Below are 15,840 nucleotides of genomic sequence, written 5' to 3' on the forward strand. Positions count from 1 at the left end.
CCCAGCCGCGCACCACACGCTCACGGGTCGTGTGGAATGCCTCGCCGGTACGATGGGTTGACCCGGTCAGACGCAACGGAAGGGCAATCAGGCATGCGCCAGCTCATCATCATCGGTTCCGGCCCGGCCGGGTTCACCGCCGGCATCTACGCAGCGCGCGCAGAGCTCAAGCCGCTCATCGTCGCCTCCAGTGTCGAGACGGGCGGTGAACTCACCAAGACGACCGAGGTCGAGAACTTCCCCGGCTTCCCCGAGGGGATCCAGGGCCCCGACCTCATGATCAAGATGCAGGAACAGGCCGAGAAGTTCGGTGCCGAGGTCCTGTACGACGACGCCGTCTCCGTCGACCTCACCGGCAAGGTCAAGAAGGTCACCGTCGGCTCCGGCGAGACGTACGAGGCCCTCGCGGTCATCTACGCCACCGGCTCGGCTTACCGTCACCTCGGCCTCCCCGACGAAGAGCGCCTGTCCGGCCACGGTGTCTCGTGGTGCGCGACCTGCGACGGCTTCTTCTTCCGACAGAAGAACATCGCCGTCGTCGGTGGCGGCGACTCCGCGATGGAAGAGGCGACGTTCCTCACCCGCTTCGCTGACAAGGTGACGGTCATCCACCGCAAGGACTCCCTGCGTGCGTCGAAGATCATGCAGGACCGTGCGATGAACGACGCGAAGATCGAGTTCGCCTGGAACAAGGAAGTCACCGGCATCACGGGCGACTCCGCGGTCGAGGGCGTCACGCTCAAGGACACCGTGACGGGCGAGGAGTCCGAGCTCGCGCTGGACGGCCTGTTCATCGCGATCGGCAACGACCCGCGCACACACCTGATCCACGGCCAGATCGACATCGCCCCCGAGGGCACGATCGCCGTCCAGGGCCGCTCGTCGAAGACCAACCTGCCGGGTGTCTTCGCCGCCGGTGACGTCATCGACCCGACCTACCGTCAGGCCATCACGGCTGCCGGTTCCGGCACGGTCGCCGCGCTCGACGCCGAGAAGTACCTCGCCGAGCTCGACGACGCACTGACGGACGAGGCCGAGGGCGTCGCCCCGACCGAGCCCGCCATGGTCGACGTCATCGCCACACGGGCCTGACCCGCCTCGGAATACCACGACGGCATCGCCGTTGTACCCCCTGAACGACTTCTCGAAGGAGCACACATGTCCAACGCCAAGGCTGTCACCGACGCCACCTTCTCGGACGAGGTCCTCAAGTCCGACAAGACGATCCTCGTCGACTTCTGGGCCGAGTGGTGTGGCCCGTGTCGCGCGGTCTCGCCGATCCTCGACCAGATCGCCGAAGAGCACGCCGGCAAGATCGAGATCGTGAAGCTCAACGTGGACGACAACCCCCAGTCGGCCATGAACTACCAGATCACGTCGATCCCCGCGATGAAGGTCTTCAAGGGCGGCGAGGTCGTCAAGACCGTCATCGGCGCCAAGCCGAAGCCCGCGCTCGAGGCCGACCTCGCCGAGTTCCTCGCGTAGGTCACCCCACCCGAACGGCCCCGCTCTCCCCGGAGAGCGGGGCCGTTCTCGTCCGGAGCCACCGGATGACGATCGGCCCCGTCGCGGAACCCTGGTTCCCGGGGCCGATGTCGTAGTGTGGCGGGAATGTCCCACTGAACGGAGCACTCGATGACGAACGGCAACAGCCTCGACCCCTGGTACGACTCCTACGCCCAGCGCACCGCCGGGCTGAGCGCCTCCGAGGTCCGAGCCCTGTTCGCCGTCGCCTCGCGCCCCGAAGTGGTCTCGCTGGCCGGCGGCATGCCGTTCGTCTCCGCGCTCCCCAGGGAGCTCGTCACGGGCTCCCTGGACCGTGTCATGAACGAGCACTCCGCCATGGCGCTCCAGTACGGCGGCGGACAGGGCCTGCGGTCCCTCCGTGAGCACATCGTGGACGTCATGAGTCTCGAGGGCATCCGTGCCAGCGCCGAGGACGTCGTGGTCACCACGGGCTCGCAGCACGCCCTCGACCTCGTCACACGGCTGTTCATCGATCCGGGCGACGTCGTGCTCGCCGAGTCGCCGTCCTACGTGGGCGCGATCGGCGTCTTCCGGTCGTACCAGGCCGAGACGGTACACGTGACGACGGACGAGCTCGGTCTCGTCCCAGAGGCCCTGCGCGAGGCCATCGCGAACCTCCGCACCCAGGGCAAGCGGATCAAGTTCCTCTACACGATCCCGAACTTCCACAACCCGGCCGGCGTCACGATGAGCCGTGAGCGCCGCATCGAGGTGCTCGACATCTGCCGGTCGAACAACATCCTCGTGCTGGAGGACAACCCGTACGGGCTCCTGTGGTTCGACGAGCCGGCGCCGCAGGCGATCCGATCGATCGACGAAGAGGGCGTGGTGTACCTCGGCTCCTTCTCGAAGACCCTCGCACCGGGCTTCCGCGTCGGCTGGGCCCTCGCGCCGCACGCCATCCGCGAGAAGCTCGTGCTCGCCAACGAATCGGCCGTGCTCGCGCCGAACTCCTTCGGCCAGTACGTCGTGAACGCCTACCTCGACGCGGCGGACTGGAAGGGCCAGGTCGACACCTTCCGGGGCATCTACGCCGAGCGCCGTGACGCCATGCTGTCCGCACTGGGGGAGTTCCTGCCCGACCTGTCCTGGACCAAGCCGAACGGTGGCTTCTTCGTGTGGCTCACCCTGCCCGAGTCCCTCGACTCCAAGGGCATGCTGCCGCGTGCGGTCAAGGAGCTCGTGGCGTACACCCCGGGGACGGCCTTCTACGCCGACGGACGCGGAGGCGGACACATCCGTCTGTCGTTCTGCTACCCCACCCCGGAGCAGATCCGGGTGGGGGTCAAGCGCCTGGCCAACGTCGTCAACGACGAACTCGAACTGATCGAGACGTTCGGCCCGACGACCCGACCGAACACCGTGGTCCGCCAGACGTCGTCGGTCAGCGCACCGCCGCCGAACATCTCCTGATCAGCGCTTTTCCTCAGTGCTGCTCGCACAGCACCGCAGTTCCACACCGGAGGACCCCGCATGGCCGAGCTCACCCGTCGTCACGTCGTCGTCGTAGCCGGAGGCATCTCGCACGAGCGCGACGTCTCCCTCCGCTCCGGCCGCCGGGTCGCCGACTCACTGACCGGCTACGGCTGGCAGGTCGACCTGCGTGACGCTGACGCGATGCTCCTGCCGGCTCTCACCGAATCACGCCCGGACGTCGTGTGGCCGGCACTGCACGGCGCCTCCGGTGAGGACGGGGCCCTGCGGGGCATCCTGGAGGCCGTGGACATCCCGTTCGTCGGCTCACGTTCGACGTCGGCCCGGTTGGCATGGGACAAGCCCACGGCGTCAGCGTTGGTCGCCCGCGCCGGCGTCCGAACCCCTCGTTCTGTGACGCTCTCCCACGACGTCTTCCGTGAGCTCGGTGCCGTCGGTGTCCTCGAGGCCATCGCGACGGAGCACCCGGTGCCGCTCGCGGTAAAGCCGGCGCGAGGCGGGAGTGCACAGGGCGTCACCCTGGTCGACGACGTCAAGGACCTTCCCCGGGCAATGGTGACGGCGTACACGTACTGCGACGACGTCGTGGTCGAGCAGCTCATCCGCGGCACCGAGGTCGCCGTGGGGATCATCGACACCGGGGACGGCCCCGTGGCGCTCTCCGCTGTTGAGATCGTGCCTCGGAACGGCATCTACGGGTTCGAGGCGCGCTACAACGCGGGGGAGACGACCTTCTACACGCCCGCGCGGCTCTCGGGCGAGCTTCGCCGGAGCAGCCGCGGCGGCTGCGGTCGCAGCGCACGCAGCCCTGGGACTCCGCCACCTGTCCCGCGTCGACCTGATCATCGACGGGGCCGGGACGCCCTGGTTCCTCGAGGCGAACGTTCTCCCCGGGCTCACCGAGACGTCACTGCTGCCGCAGGCGCTGTCGGCGTCCGGTTTCGATCTCGGCTGGACCTACGCCGAGCTCGCCGAGCAGGCGATCCGCGACCATCGCGCCTGACCCTGCAGCCGATGTTCCACGTGGAACACCGGCATCTCGTTCCGGGCCTCCTTTGCGGGCGAACTCCGATGTTCCACGTGGAACGTCGCCTCACGCGCCGAAGCGATGGATTGAAGTCCCTCCGGCCACGACGTCGATCGCCACGATCTCCACCCCTTCAGACCGGACGCATTGTGGGCGACCACCGCGGCCCGTACTCCGACAGCTGAGGAGCTGCGGCACAACGTAGGCTGCTGGGCCCTCGCGTTCCCACCCGACGACCGAGATCCCGCGACAGCGAACGCGCGGAACCTCGGGTCAACGGCCCGGTAGAACGTCCCTCGGACCGATGGCATGAAGGGCGAGCCGTCGCTGGTCACGACACCACCATCTCATCTGACGCAGACTCTGGTCACCCCTGTTGCAACCGCGTCCGAGCGAGCTACGGAGCCGCTGACGCCGCCGAAACGGCCAACCAAGGTCCGCGCCCGGTATCGCCGCTACAGGCGCTCAAACCGCCGCACAGGGCCGCACAGGGCCGCGCAGCAATGGTTTCAGCCCTCGAGGTCCTGCACGCCGAGCTCCCCGAGGATCCGGTTGAGGTCGTCGCCGTTCGCGAAGTCGATCGTGACGGAACTCTTGCGAGCACCGACTGCGATCTTCACCCGCGTGTTCAGGCGGTCGCCGAGCCGCTCAGCGAGATCGTTGAAGTGTGCCTGGCGCTTGGACGGCTCGGCCTTCGGCTTCGCCGGCGGCGTCTTGGCCGCCAGCTGCTGCGCGATGGCCTCAGCAGCCCTGACGGACAGGTCCTCATTGACGATCTTCTCGGCCAAGTACTCCATCGCCTCGGCGTCCGGAGCGGCGAGGATGGCGCGAGCGTGTCCGGCAGAGAGCACGCCTGCGGCCACCCGCCGCTGCACGGGGGAGGGGAGCCGCAGGAGTCGGATCGTGTTCGTGATCTGCGGGCGCGATCGACCGATGCGCTGCCCGAGCTGTTCCTGGGTGATCCCGAAGTCGGCGAGGAGTTGCTGGTACGCAGACGCCTCCTCGAGTGGGTTGAGCTGCGCACGGTGGAGGTTCTCCAGCAGTGCATCGCGCAGCATCGCGTCGTCGGGGGTGTCCTTCACGATCGCCGGGATCGTGCTCAGACCGAGCTCCTTGGTGGCACGCAGACGGCGCTCACCCATGATGAGCTCGTACTGAGGCTCGGTACCCGTCGCGCCGGGAATCGGCCGGACGACGATGGGCTGCAGCACACCGATCTCACGGATCGAGTGGACGAGCTCCTGGAGCTCCTCTTCGCGGAACTCCTTCCGCGGCTGCTGCGCGTTGGGGATCACGTCGAGCGGGTTGAGGTTGGCAAGCCGTGCTCCCGGCACGGCCACCAGATCGTCGGCCGTCGGCGCGGATGCCGGCGAGCCTCCGGTCGGGAAGAACACGTCGACGGGACGGTCCTGCTGATCGGTCGCGGTCGGGATCAGGGCGCCGATGCCTCGGCCGAGTCCGGTTCGCTTCGGTGCCATCAGTGCTTCGCTCCTCGTGCTGCGATCTCGGCGGCCGCTTCCAGGTAGGACAGCGACCCGGTGGAGTTCACGTCGTAGGCGACGACACTCTGGCCGTAGCTCGGTGCTTCGCTCACTCGGACGGATCGGGGGATCATGGCCTTGAGTACCTGGTCGCCGAAGTGCTCACGGACGTCGTTCGCCACCTGGTTCGACAGGTTCGTGCGGCTGTCGTACATGGTCAGGAGGATCGTCGAGACCCGGAGGTTCGGGTTGAGGTGCCGTTCGATCAGTTCGATGTTCCGCAGCAGCTGGCTCAGTCCTTCGAGCGCGTAGTACTCGCACTGGATCGGGATGAGGACCTCTTGCGCAGCCACGAAGGCATTGATCGTCAAGAGGCCCAGCGACGGCGGGCAGTCGATGAAGACGTAGTGGTACGGCTCGTCCAACGACTGCAGGTACATGTCGAGTGCAGTCCGGAGGCGCTGCTCGCGGGCCACCAGTGAAACGAGTTCGATCTCGGCACCGGCAAGGTGGATGGTGGCCGGAACGCACCAGAGCGTGTCCGACTCGGGGGAGGCCTGCACGGTGTCGGCCATCGGTGCTTCATCGACGATCACGTCGTAGATGCTCGCGACCTCCGCCTGGTGGTCCACGCCCAGCGCCGTCGAGGCGTTGCCCTGCGGGTCCAGGTCGATCACCAGCACCCGAGCGCCACCATGCGCGAGACCAGCGGCCAGGTTCACCGTCGTCGTCGTTTTGCCGACGCCACCCTTTTGGTTCGAGACGGTGATGATCCGTGTCTCAGAAGGCAGCGGGAACTGTTGCGTGGCGATCGCACGCCGGCGACGGTTCAGGTCGGCGATCTCGCGAGCGAGCGGTGTCGACGCGTCGTAGTCGGTCGATGAACTCAACGAGTGCCTCTTCCCCGGTTCGATGTTTCACGTGGAACGCGGAGCCACTGGCGGCCGGATGTCCCGGCCCGAGCCGCAGCGTCAGTCAACTGTAGCCCGGAAGACGCGGGTGGTCTCGTCGACAACACCCTCTCCGAGCTCGAGCACCTCGACATCAGAGAGGCGCTTCCGAAGGATGACCTTTCGGGCCTTCTCGATCTCTTCGTCGACCCGCGCACCCTTCATCAGGATGAGCTGCCCGCCCGAGCGCACCAGGGGCACGGTGAGCGGGATGAGCTTCGACAGGGCACTCACGGCCCGTGCGGTGACCTGGTCGACGACGACGTCGTCAGCGACGTCCTCAGCACGCCCGCGGAGCACCGTGACGTTCTGCAGGGCGAGACGATCGGACTCGGCACGAAGCCAATCCGTCCGCCGCTCCATCGGCTCGATGAGGACGAATTCGACGTCAGGACGGGCGATCGCGAGCACAAGACCCGGCAACCCTGCACCCGAGCCGACGTCAGCAACGCGACCACCGGCCTCCAGGAGGGGCGCCAGCAAGGCGGAATTGAGGATGTGTCGCGTCCAGAGACGGGGCAGCTCGAGCGGGCCGATCAGGCCCAGCTCCTCACCCCGTCGCGCAAGTTCGTTCGTGAACGAGCGCGCACCCTCGATCTGGTCACCGAAGAGTGCTGCAGCGGCCGCCGGCTCAGCCTCGAGCACCGGTGCTGCGTCGGTCGGGACGGGTGCGTCCGTCATCGGGTGACGACCGTGTGGCGGTCCCGACCCTCACCCTCGGACTCCGAGTGGAAGCCCTTCTCAGCGACCAGGTCGTGGACGAGCTTGCGCTCGTACGACGACATCGGGGGAGCGCAGCCGACGACGAACCGGCTTCGATGCGCTCGACAGCGGTGTCCACGAGCCGCTGCAGCTCGTCAGCACGGGCATCCCGCGAGCCACCGACGTCGAGGATCAGCCGGCTGAACTCGCCGGTCTCGGCCTGCACGGCGATCCGCGTGAGCTCCTGCAGCGCCGTCACGGTGTCGGGCTTCGACAGCACGCGGAGTGCCTCGCCGTCATCGGTGACCGACAAGTACACGCGACCGGCGCGTTCCTCGATCTCGATGTCGCCATCGAGGTCGCAGATGTCGAGGAGTTCCTCGATGTAGTCCGCCGCGATGTCCGCTTCGTCGCGGGCGTCCTCGGTCTCGGTGTCCGTCGTCTCGACGGCGCCTGCGGTGTCCTGCTCGGTCACTTACTTCTTCCCGTTCTTCTTCTGGCGCTGCTTGCCGACCGGCTGCTGACGCTGGGTGGTGACGCGCACGGGCTCGATCTCCGTCGCACCGGCGCCGGCACCGGCCTCGGCGAGGACCGGGGTGGCGGTCCCGCGACGCTGTGCCTTCTTGGCCAGGCGGGCTTCACGAGCCAGAGCGGCTTCGGAGCCGGGAGTCGGCATGCTGCGGATGACGAAGTACTGCTGCGCCATCGTCCAGAGGTTCGAGGCCAGCCAGTAGAACATGACGCCGAGGGGGAAGCTCAGACCCGAGATCACGAAGACCAGCGGGAGGATGTACAGCATCATCTTCTGCTGGCGGTACATCGGAGACTCCTTGGTCTCCGGCGACATGTTCTTGGCGACGAGCTGCAGCTGCGTGATGAACTGCGACGCCGTCATCACGACGATCATGAAGCCCGCGATCGCACGGACCTCCCACCCGGAGGCGTTCGTGAACGTCTCGTGCAGGGGAGCGCCGAACAGGGCCGCGTTGCCGAACGACGCCGCGAGGTCGTTCGTCAGCAGGCCGATGCCCGTCTTGTTGATCTGGGCCTCGTGCAGCACCGAGTACAGCGAGAAGAAGATCGGCATCTGCAGCAGCAGCGGCAGGCAGGAGCTGAGCGGGTTGGTCCCGGTCTCCTTGTAGAGCGCCATCGTCTCGCGGCTCATGGCCTCACGCGAGAACTGGTCCTTCTTGCCCTTGTACTTGTCCTGGATCTTCTTCAGCTGCGGCGCGACCTCGAGCATGCGGCGCTGCGACTTGATCTGCCGGACGAAGATCGGGATCAACGCTGCGCGGACGACGAACGTCAGGAAGATGATCGAGAGCACCCACGTGATGCCCTCGTTCGGGTCCATGCCGATGCTCTCGAAGATCCAGTGGAAGCCGACGAGGATGGCCGAGACCACCCATTTGAGCGGCCAGAGGATCGTTCCGATGATGTCCATGGGGACGGCTACGCCTTTCGAGTGCGCTGGGGGAGCAGGACCGGCCGAACCGTTCCGACCGCGGGGTGCGGCTGCTGCGGGATCGGCGCGAGGACGAACCCGAACCGGTTGACGACGAACGGGTGACGGCGTTCCTTGACGTCGTCGATGCCGCCAGCAGCCCAGGGGTTGCAACGGGCGATGCGCCAGGCGCCCATGGCGGATCCGCGCACGACGCCGTACTGCTGGATCGCCTCGAGGGCGTACCGGGAGCACGACGGGTGGTAGCGGCAGACGTTGCCGTACAGCGGGGAGATCACCGCACGGTAGGCCCGGAGCACGACGACGCACGCGTTGCGTGGGAGCAACGCGATGACCCAGGCGAGCCGGGTCCACAGAGTGCGGTTCATGCTGCCTTCTCCACCCCGCGCGCGAAGGAGCGCGTGACGTCTTCGAGCAGGGTAGGCCATCCGGCCTGCGATGCGGCTGGCAGTACACGGACCACCACGTCGAAGCCCTGAGGGCACTCGACGAGCAGGTCGTGCGCGATCGCCTTGAGCCGCCGCCGGATCAGGTTCCGGGTCACGGCGTTGCCCACCGTCTTCGCGACGATGAAGCCGAACCGCGTCGGTCCGTTGCGATCTGCCGGCTGACGGACCACGGACACGACGACGTGCGCCGTGGCGCTCTTGCGACCACGACGCACGACGTTCCGGTAGTCATCCCCGCGCACGATGCGGTTGGCGCTGGCCAACACTGCGACGCCGGGGTCAGACCGAGGACCGGATCAGGCGATGAGCCTGATCAGGCCGAGAGCTCGGTACGGCCCTTGGCGCGACGCGCCGACAGGATGGCGCGGCCGGCACGCGTCCGCATGCGGAGGCGGAAGCCGTGCTTCTTGGCGCGGCGGCGGTTGTTCGGCTGGAAGGTGCGCTTGCTCATGATGTTCTCCACACGGCTGCTCGCGGCGAGCCGTCACGTATGTGTAGCCGTCCGGGTGTCGAACGACGCAGATGGGCGCGACCAAAGGGCCGCAGTCAACTGGTTAACGGTACGTGACAGCGGCGAGCAGGTCAAACCCCGCCTGGATCGGTCACGCCGTCCCCGCCGGGCCTGGCGCCCCTCGAGCCCATTCTCCACATTGGGGACAACTTCCGTTCGGTGGGACTCGGTCCGGTCCTTTACAGTGGTGTGATCGATCCCCCCGATGGCCGGTACGACAGGGAAGTACTCCTGTCAGACGGCTCGAGGTGGTCGTGGACAACACTGTGGACAACCCTGTGGGAACCTCCGCGGCAACGAGGCGTCGACGAAGCCCCCGGAGCCACCGATCCGCCGGCGACGACCTGGTCCCGAGTGCGGTCCCCGAGGACGCCACCGCATGTCCGACCCCGCAGGACGCACCCTCGTCCGGCAGCGAACGCACGACACGACCCCTGGAGACGAGCGCGACATGACGATGCCGGCCGACCCCGTCGAGGACCTCTGGTCATCCGTACTCGGACTCCTCGCCGAGGACCCCCGCATCACGCCGCAGCTCCACGGGTTCCTGAACCTGGTCGAGCCGAAGGGCGTGCTCGCCGGCACCCTGTACCTCGAGGTGCCGAACGACCTGACCCGGGGCATGCTCGAACAGCGCATCCGCATCCCGATCACCGAGGCGGTCGCCCGCATCGGTGACGACTCGGTCGCGAACTTCGCGATCACGGTCAACCCCGACATGGCCTCGGAGCCGCGGGTGGACCCGAACGTGCCCGAGTACGCCGAGCCCGTGCAGGAAGCCGTCGAGCAGAGTGCCGCTCCGCGCCAGTACATCGAGGCACCGTTCGTGCCGAGCCAGATCGACTCTCCCGGAACCAGCGGGCGCCCCGAGTCGCGGCTCAACCCCAAGTACAACTTCGACAACTTCGTCATCGGGTCGTCGAACCGGTTCGCCCACGCCGCAGCGGTCGCCGTCGCCGAGGCACCGGCCAAGGCCTACAACCCGCTCTTCATCTACGGGGACTCCGGGCTGGGCAAGACCCACCTGCTCCACGCCATCGGGCACTACGCCGAGAGCCTCTACCCGGGGATCCGCGTCCGGTACGTGTCGAGCGAGGAGTTCACCAACGACTTCATCAACTCGATCGCGAACAACCGCTCGAACCAGTTCCAGCAGCGGTACCGCGACATCGACATCCTGCTGATCGACGACATCCAGTTCCTGCAGGGGAAGGACTCCACGCAGGAGGCCTTCTTCCACACCTTCAACACCCTGCACGACCACAACAAGCAGGTCGTCATCACGTCCGACGTCGCGCCGAAGCACCTGACCGGGTTCGAGGACCGGATGCGATCGCGCTTCGAGTGGGGCCTGATCACCGACGTGCAGGCACCCGAGCTCGAGACGCGCATCGCGATCCTCCGCAAGAAGGCACAGTCCGACCACCTGCAGGTGCCCGACGACATCCTCGAGTTCATGGCGTCGAAGGTGTCGAGCAACATCCGCGAGCTCGAGGGCACCCTGATCCGGGTCACCGCGTTCGCGAGCCTGAACCGGACGGCCGTGGACATGGCCCTGGTGCAGACGGTCCTCAAGGACCTGATCACCCTCGACGAGGACAACGTCGTCGCGCCGACGGACATCATCAACCACACCGCGGAGTACTTCAAGCTCTCCGTCGACGACCTGTACGGGTCGTCCCGCTCGCAGGCGATCGCCACGGCACGACAGATCGCGATGTACCTGTGCCGCGAGCTGACGAGCCTGTCCCTGCCCAAGATCGGGCAGCTGTTCGGCAACCGCGACCACACCACCGTGATGTACGCGAACAAGAAGATCACCGAGCTGATGAAGGAGCGTCGGTCGATCTACAACCAGGTCACCGAGCTCACCAGCCGCATCAAGCAAGACCGCCGCTACCGCTGAGATCGGCCCGTTCCCGGCCCCATCCACCATCTGAGACGGTTCCATGGGCCGGACTTCTCACAGTGTGGATAGCCTGTGGATAACTGTGGAGGACACGCCGCCCGGTTGTACACAGGTAGGGGGTCACCTGTGGAGACTGGGGATGGAAGTGGATAGATGAGATTCATTCATCCCGTTAACGCTCACACACCGCTCACAAGTCACAAGCGTGTAGTTCCCTACTGCGGAGCGGGATGCACAGGGTTATCCACAGTGTGCACAGGCGTTAACACCATTACTCCTGGTTAACGATCAATCTCCGCGGGACAACCTTGTGGACGGCGGGATGACAAGAAATCCGGCCCCCGTCCGCCTGTGCCAGAATGGGGCGGCCGGACAGTCCAAGCCGATCGACAGGGGTTCCAGCTGTGAAGTTCGAGGTCAACCGGGACGTCTTCTCCGAAGCCGTCTCCTTCGCAGTGAAGCTCCTCCCGCAGCGCACGACCCTCCCGATCCTGTCGGGCGTCCTGATCCACGCCGACGGAGATCGTCTGACGCTCTCGTCGTTCGACTACGAGGTGTCGGCGCAGACGTCCATCTCGGCCCAGATCGACGAGCCGGGCACGGTCCTGGTCTCCGGTCGACTCCTGAACGACATCGCGAGCCGGCTGCCGAACGCCCCCGTGTCGTTCACCACCGAGGACGCCAAGATCTCCGTCTCCTGCGGGTCGGCGCACTTCACGTTGCTGTCCATGCCGGTCGAGGAGTACCCGACGCTGCCGGAGATCGGGCCGCAGACCGGTGTGATCCCCGGCGACGCGTTCTCCGAAGCAGTGTCCCAGGTCGCCGTCGCCGCCAGCCGCGACGACGTCACCCCCGTCATCACGGGCGTGCAGCTCGAGGTCGGCGACAACGACCTCTCCCTCATCGCGACGGACCGCTACCGCGTCGCCGTCCGCACCATCGCGTGGGACTCCGGCCGAGTCGGCTCGGACCCCCTGCACGCACTGGTCCCGGCCCGCACCCTGCAGGAGGTCGGCCGCACGTTCGGTTCGGCGTCGACGGTGTCGGTGTCGATCAGCGGCAACTCCGATCGCGAGCTCATCGCGTTCCACGCCGACGACAAGACCGTGACGTCGTTGCTCATCAAGGGCAACTACCCGCCGGTCCGCCGGCTCTTCCCCGAGACCGTCAACGACCACGCGGTGATCAACACCGCGGAGCTCGTCGAGGCGGTCCGACGGGTCTCCCTCGTCCTGGAGCGCGAAGCGGCGCTCCGGTTCTCCTTCACGGTCGACGGGCTCACGCTCGAGGCGATCGGATCCGAACAAGCGCAGGCGTCAGAGTCGATCAGTGCGTTGTTGACCGGCGAGGAAACGGTGGTCTCGTTGAAGCCCGCCTTCCTCCTGGACGGACTGAACGCGGTGCACTCCGAGTTCGTCCGCATCTCCTTCACCAAGACGGAGAACCCCAACAAGCCGGGCCCGGTGCTGATCACCGGCCAGACTTCGCAAGAGGCCGCAGCGACCGATGGATACCGGTACCTGCTGCAGCCGAACCTGCTGCTGCGATAGGCGCAACAGGCAACCTGCGCTGGCGCACACCACCGGCAGCATCAGCGCGACGACGAACAGAAGAGGAAATCATGCACATCGGTCTTGTCGGCCTTGGTCGCATGGGCAACAACATGCGTGCCCGTCTCCGCAACGCAGGTATCGAGGTCACCGGGTACGACGCCAACCCCGCCGTCTCGGACGTCGCCGACCTCGGCGCCCTCGCCGCTGCCCTCCCGGAGGGCAAGCGTCTCGTGTGGGTCATGGTCCCGCACGGCAAGATCACCGACGACGTGATCACCGACCTGGCCGGCGTCCTCAGCGAGGGCGACCTGGTCATCGACGGTGGCAACTCGAAGTGGCTGGACGACACCACGCACGCCGAGCAGCTCGGTGCGCGCGGCATCCGCTACATGGACGCCGGCGTCTCCGGTGGTGTCTGGGGCAAGGACAACGGCTACGGCCTGATGGTCGGCGGTGACGCCGCGGACGTCGAGTTCGCGATGCCCGTGTTCGACGCGCTGCGCCCCGAGGGTCCCCGCGAAGAAGGCTTCTCGCACGCCGGCCCGATCGGCGCCGGCCACTACGCGAAGATGGTCCACAACGGCATCGAGTACGCGATCATGCAGGCGTACGGCGAGGGCTACGAGCTCCTCGAGGCCAAGGACCTGATCACCGACGTCCCCGCCGTGTTCGCCGGCTGGCAGCGCGGAACGGTCGTCCGTTCCTGGCTGCTCGACCTGATGGTGCTCGCGCTGAACGAGGACCCGAAGCTCGACGAGCTCGAGGGCTACGTCGAGGACTCGGGCGAGGGCCGCTGGACGCTGGAAGAGGGCATCGAGCTCGCCGTGCCGATGCCGGCGCTCTCGGCGTCGATCTTCGCGCGCTTCGTCTCGCGCCAGGGCAGCGCCTCGCCGACGATGAAGGCCGTCGCGGCGCTCCGCAACCAGTTCGGCGGTCACGCCGTCAAGAAGTCCTAGGACTTCCCGGGGGAACCCGGACTCGGCCCGCGTGCACGTCGACCATCTCCAACTGACCGACTTCCGGAACTACCGGGAGGCGGACGTCGACCTCGCACGCGGGCCGAACCTGTTCGTCGGGCGCAACGGACAGGGCAAGACCAACCTGGTCGAGGCGATCGGGTACCTGTCCACCCTCGGCTCGCACCGCGTCCCCACCGACGCGGCCCTCGTCCGTCAGGGATGTGACGCCGCGATCGTCCGGGCACGGCTCGCCCACGAGGAACGCAGCATCCTCGCCGAGGTGCAGATCAACCGCACCGGCGCGAACCGCGCGCAGGTGAACCGCTCCGCGATCAAACCGCGCGAGCTGCCGCGCTACTGCACGAGCGTGCTCTTCGCGCCGGAGGACCTGGCGCTCGTCCGAGGCGAGCCGGCCGGTCGGCGCCGGATGCTCGACGAGCTGCTCGGCCAGATCGCGCCGCGGATGCAGGGCGTGCTCGCCGACTACGACCGCACGCTCCGCCAGCGGAACACCCTGCTCAAGTCAGCCCGTGCCACCGGCGCGAAGGCGAACGCCCTGTCGACGCTCGACGTCTGGGACGACCGGCTCGTCGGACTCGGCGCCGAGATCGTCGCGGCACGTGACCACCTGACCCGGCGGCTCGCGCCCTTCGTGGCCGAGGCCTACGCGACCGTCGCCGGCGAGCACCACGACGCCTCGATCACCGGTGTCCTGTCGATCCGTGGTGGCGACCCCGAGTCGGCGGCGGCCACCGATCCCGTCCTCGGGACCCCCGACGAGCCCGTCACGGTCGCGTCGGCGGCCGAGGCCTTCGCAGCCGCGCTCGAGCGACGTCGCCGGGACGAACTCGATCGCGGACTCACCCTCGTCGGGCCGCACCGGGACGACGTACTGTTCCAGCTCAACGGGTTACCGGCCCGGGGATACGCCAGTCACGGCGAATCCTGGTCCTTCGCGCTGGCCATCCAGCTCGCGAGCGCCTCGATCCTGCGCGCGGAGTCGAACCTGGGCGACCCGATCATCATCCTCGACGACGTCTTCGCCGAGCTCGACGAATCGCGTCGGGAACGACTGGCGAACGCCGTCGCCGACTACGAGCAGGTGCTCATCACGGCCGCGGTGTTCGGCGACGTGCCCCCGAAGCTGGCGGCGCACACCGTGCGGATCGAGGCGGGCACGATCGTGACCGACGAGACGGACGCGATCCGGGCCTCCAGTCCGGCGACGGACCGGAGGGACCAGACGGACGCCACTGGCACAACGGACGCCACCGGCACAACGGACGCTGCCGGCGCAACGGACCCGAGCCCCGCCGGAGCCGACGCCTGATGCCGAAGCCCCGCAAGCCCACCGAGCCCTCGCAGGTGTACCGCCACCTGCGCGCGGTGTTCGGCGACCCGTCCAAGCGCGGCACCGATGCCCGCCGCCGCCGAGCCCGCGAGTTCGACGCCGACACCGTGCCGTACGGACGCGGCCGCGAGCCGAAGGGCCTCGCCGACATCGTCGGTTCGCTCGCCCAGGAGCTCGGCTGGACGGAACCCCTCGCCCGCTCCGAGCTCTTCGTGGACTGGCCGAGCGTGGTCGGCGAGGAGCTGGCGAAGCACTCCCGGCCGGTCACCATCGAGGACGGCGCACTCGTCATCCGGTGCGACTCGACGGCCTGGGCGACCCAGCTCCGACTCATGCGCGCGACGGTCACGACGACCATCGCGGAACGGCACCCGGAAGCCGGGGTCGAGTCGATCAGGGTTTCCGGCCCGGACGCCCCCCACGTGGAAACGCGGCCCCAGGACGGTCCAGGGGCGCGGTCCTCGCGACACCTACGGTTGAGGCGACGAAATCATCCTGGAGTGCCAGAAAAGCCCGTCTGAG

At 67.5% G+C, this 15,840-nt stretch carries 15 protein-coding genes and 2 pseudogenes; 9 read left to right on the top strand and 8 right to left on the bottom strand.

Annotated features, from left to right (window positions below; all coding sequences use genetic code 11):
* Nucleotides 1–93 precede the first annotated feature (93 nt).
* From trxB to ACZZ9K_RS10630, 4 genes and pseudogenes are all read left to right on the top strand, one after another.
* Nucleotides 94–1,092, top strand: a complete 999-nt coding sequence (gene trxB, locus ACZZ9K_RS10615; RefSeq protein WP_463444016.1) for a thioredoxin-disulfide reductase — start codon at nucleotides 94–96, stop codon at nucleotides 1,090–1,092.
* Between the two features lie 66 nt (nucleotides 1,093–1,158).
* Entirely contained in the window at nucleotides 1,159–1,485 is a 327-nt protein-coding gene (trxA, locus tag ACZZ9K_RS10620; protein WP_017887828.1) for a thioredoxin, read from the top strand.
* Nucleotides 1,486–1,635: 150 nt separating this feature from the next.
* Complete coding sequence (locus ACZZ9K_RS10625; RefSeq protein WP_138802186.1) at nucleotides 1,636–2,940, top strand: aminotransferase-like domain-containing protein; 1,305 nt, start codon at nucleotides 1,636–1,638, stop codon at nucleotides 2,938–2,940.
* 60 nt (nucleotides 2,941–3,000) lie between these two features.
* Nucleotides 3,001–3,964, top strand: a pseudogene (locus ACZZ9K_RS10630) (D-alanine--D-alanine ligase family protein).
* A gap of 533 nt (nucleotides 3,965–4,497) precedes the next feature.
* Here the strand turns inward: ACZZ9K_RS10630 and ACZZ9K_RS10635 are convergent.
* The 8 genes and pseudogenes from ACZZ9K_RS10635 to rpmH all read right to left on the bottom strand — a co-directional run bounded on the left by ACZZ9K_RS10635 (nucleotide 4,498) and on the right by rpmH (nucleotide 9,486).
* The gene (locus ACZZ9K_RS10635) at nucleotides 4,498–5,466 is read right to left on the bottom strand and encodes a ParB/RepB/Spo0J family partition protein (RefSeq protein ID WP_463444017.1); all 969 of its coding nucleotides are present in this window, start codon (nucleotides 5,464–5,466) and stop codon (nucleotides 4,498–4,500) included.
* Nucleotides 5,466–6,359 (bottom strand): ParA family protein, encoded by an 894-nt coding sequence (locus ACZZ9K_RS10640; protein WP_027466910.1) that lies wholly within the window; start codon nucleotides 6,357–6,359, stop codon nucleotides 5,466–5,468. The genes ACZZ9K_RS10635 and ACZZ9K_RS10640 overlap by 1 nt, the downstream gene beginning before the upstream one ends.
* An 81-nt stretch (nucleotides 6,360–6,440) precedes the next feature.
* Nucleotides 6,441–7,100 carry a 16S rRNA (guanine(527)-N(7))-methyltransferase RsmG gene (rsmG, locus tag ACZZ9K_RS10645; protein ID WP_463444018.1) on the bottom strand — a complete coding sequence of 220 codons (660 nt, stop codon included), beginning with the start codon at nucleotides 7,098–7,100 and terminating at the stop codon, nucleotides 6,441–6,443.
* Nucleotides 7,097–7,596 (bottom strand): annotated as a pseudogene (locus ACZZ9K_RS10650) (Jag family protein). Before ACZZ9K_RS10650 ends, rsmG begins: the two are co-directional and overlap by 4 nt.
* Nucleotides 7,597–8,565 (bottom strand): membrane protein insertase YidC, encoded by a 969-nt coding sequence (gene yidC / locus ACZZ9K_RS10655; protein WP_111032520.1) that lies wholly within the window; start codon nucleotides 8,563–8,565, stop codon nucleotides 7,597–7,599.
* Between the two features lie 8 nt (nucleotides 8,566–8,573).
* A complete protein-coding gene (gene yidD, locus ACZZ9K_RS10660; RefSeq protein ID WP_071248636.1) occupies nucleotides 8,574–8,954 on the bottom strand; it encodes a membrane protein insertion efficiency factor YidD in 381 nt (126 codons plus the stop codon).
* A complete protein-coding gene (gene rnpA, locus ACZZ9K_RS10665) occupies nucleotides 8,951–9,301 on the bottom strand; it encodes a ribonuclease P protein component (protein WP_027466914.1) in 351 nt (116 codons plus the stop codon). Before rnpA ends, yidD begins: the two co-directional genes overlap by 4 nt.
* A 47-nt stretch (nucleotides 9,302–9,348) precedes the next feature.
* On the bottom strand, nucleotides 9,349–9,486 hold the full coding sequence (gene rpmH / locus ACZZ9K_RS10670) for a 50S ribosomal protein L34 (RefSeq protein ID WP_022889115.1): 138 nt from the start codon (nucleotides 9,484–9,486) through the stop codon (nucleotides 9,349–9,351).
* Between the two features lie 511 nt (nucleotides 9,487–9,997).
* Between rpmH and dnaA the strand changes: the two genes are divergently transcribed.
* From dnaA to ACZZ9K_RS10695, 5 genes are all read left to right on the top strand, one after another.
* Nucleotides 9,998–11,452: a chromosomal replication initiator protein DnaA gene (gene dnaA, locus ACZZ9K_RS10675; protein ID WP_027466915.1), complete on the top strand. Its 1,455-nt coding sequence runs from the start codon at nucleotides 9,998–10,000 to the stop codon at nucleotides 11,450–11,452.
* 407 nt (nucleotides 11,453–11,859) lie between these two features.
* Nucleotides 11,860–13,005: a DNA polymerase III subunit beta gene (dnaN, locus tag ACZZ9K_RS10680; protein WP_027466916.1), complete on the top strand. Its 1,146-nt coding sequence runs from the start codon at nucleotides 11,860–11,862 to the stop codon at nucleotides 13,003–13,005.
* Nucleotides 13,006–13,076: 71 nt separating this feature from the next.
* Nucleotides 13,077–13,964 (top strand): phosphogluconate dehydrogenase (NAD(+)-dependent, decarboxylating), encoded by an 888-nt coding sequence (gene gnd, locus ACZZ9K_RS10685; RefSeq protein ID WP_138802192.1) that lies wholly within the window; start codon nucleotides 13,077–13,079, stop codon nucleotides 13,962–13,964.
* 31 nt (nucleotides 13,965–13,995) lie between these two features.
* A complete protein-coding gene (gene recF / locus ACZZ9K_RS10690) occupies nucleotides 13,996–15,297 on the top strand; it encodes a DNA replication/repair protein RecF (RefSeq protein WP_463444019.1) in 1,302 nt (433 codons plus the stop codon).
* Nucleotides 15,297–15,839, top strand: a complete 543-nt coding sequence (locus ACZZ9K_RS10695; protein ID WP_463444020.1) for a DciA family protein — start codon at nucleotides 15,297–15,299, stop codon at nucleotides 15,837–15,839. Before recF ends, ACZZ9K_RS10695 begins: the two co-directional genes overlap by 1 nt.
* Nucleotide 15,840 lies beyond the last annotated feature (1 nt).

It is taken from the genome of Curtobacterium sp. AC268 (assembly GCF_979258745.1).

Coding starts and splice junctions, on each gene's coding strand:
- trxB (WP_463444016.1), top strand. CDS start 94: ATGCGCCAGCTCATCATCATCGGTTCCGGCCCGGCCGGGTTCACCGCC.
- trxA (WP_017887828.1), top strand. CDS start 1,159: ATGTCCAACGCCAAGGCTGTCACCGACGCCACCTTCTCGGACGAGGTC.
- ACZZ9K_RS10625 (WP_138802186.1), top strand. CDS start 1,636: ATGACGAACGGCAACAGCCTCGACCCCTGGTACGACTCCTACGCCCAG.
- ACZZ9K_RS10635 (WP_463444017.1), bottom strand. CDS start 5,466: ATGGCACCGAAGCGAACCGGACTCGGCCGAGGCATCGGCGCCCTGATC.
- rsmG (WP_463444018.1), bottom strand. CDS start 7,100: ATGACGGACGCACCCGTCCCGACCGACGCAGCACCGGTGCTCGAGGCT.
- yidC (WP_111032520.1), bottom strand. CDS start 8,565: ATGGACATCATCGGAACGATCCTCTGGCCGCTCAAATGGGTGGTCTCG.
- yidD (WP_071248636.1), bottom strand. CDS start 8,954: ATGAACCGCACTCTGTGGACCCGGCTCGCCTGGGTCATCGCGTTGCTC.
- rpmH (WP_022889115.1), bottom strand. CDS start 9,486: ATGAGCAAGCGCACCTTCCAGCCGAACAACCGCCGCCGCGCCAAGAAG.
- dnaA (WP_027466915.1), top strand. CDS start 9,998: ATGACGATGCCGGCCGACCCCGTCGAGGACCTCTGGTCATCCGTACTC.
- gnd (WP_138802192.1), top strand. CDS start 13,077: ATGCACATCGGTCTTGTCGGCCTTGGTCGCATGGGCAACAACATGCGT.
- ACZZ9K_RS10695 (WP_463444020.1), top strand. CDS start 15,297: ATGCCGAAGCCCCGCAAGCCCACCGAGCCCTCGCAGGTGTACCGCCAC.